General features: G+C 64.8%; 1 protein-coding gene. It reads right to left on the reverse strand.

The window, feature by feature from the left end:
• A partial coding sequence (locus BTW08_RS18300; RefSeq protein WP_139313722.1) for an Ig-like domain-containing protein occupies window positions 1-946 on the reverse strand: 946 nt, incomplete at both ends.

Consider the following 946-nt stretch of genomic DNA (forward strand, 5'->3'; position numbering starts at 1 on the left):
AGTCGGTGCCGGGGGTAAAGCTGTAGCTACCGTCGGCGTTAAACGCCAATGACCCATTGCCCTGACCCACGTCGGTGTCGAGCGCGTAGCTGGCGATGGTGCCATCAACATCCGTTGCTGCCGGGACCTGGCCAGTCAGCGCGGTGTTCTCACCGGTGGTTTGGGTATCAGCGACGGCGACCGGCGCATCGTTAGTGCCGGTGACGGTTATCGTCACCGTCTTCGGCTCGCTCACCCCGCCATCGTTATCAGTGGCGGTATAGCTGAAGGTGACGTCGCGGCTCTCGCCCGCGGCCAGACTGTCGAAGTCAGTGCCCGGGGTGAAACTGTAGGAGCCGTCGGCGTTGAAGGTCAGGCTGCCGTTGCCAGTGCCGATATCCGTCGCCAGGTCGTAACCGGCGATCGTCCCATCGACATCACTCGCTGCCGGGACCTGACCAGTCAGCGCGCTGTTCTCTTCCGTCGTGGCCGTGCCTGCCTGAGCGACCGGCGCATCGTTGGTGCCGGTGACGGTGATGGTGACCGTCTTCGGTGCACTGACGCCGCCGTCGTTATCGGTGGCGGTATAGCTGAAGGTCACGTCGCGACTTTCGCCGGCGGCCAGAGCGTCAAAGTCAGTGCCGGGGGCGAAGCTGTAGGAGCCGTCGGCGTTGAAGCTGAGGCTGCCGTTGCCCTGACCTACGCCGGTGTCGAGTGCGTAGCTGGCGATGGTGCCATCGACATCCGATGCCGCCGGAACCTGCCCACTGAGAACGCTGTTCTCTTCCGTCGTGGCCGTGCCTGCCTGCGCGACCGGCGCATCGTTGGTACCGGTCACCGTTACGGTCAGCGTCGAGGTGGCGGTGCCGCCCTGGCCGTCGCTGACGGTGTAGCTGACTTTAGTGGTGTCGGTCTGACCCGCGGCCAGGCGATCGAACGCCGTACCCGGATTGAAGCTGTAGGAGCC

This window comes from Salinicola sp. MH3R3-1, from assembly GCF_001937155.1.
Taxonomy (GTDB): Bacteria; Pseudomonadota; Gammaproteobacteria; order Pseudomonadales; family Halomonadaceae; genus Salinicola; species Salinicola halophyticus.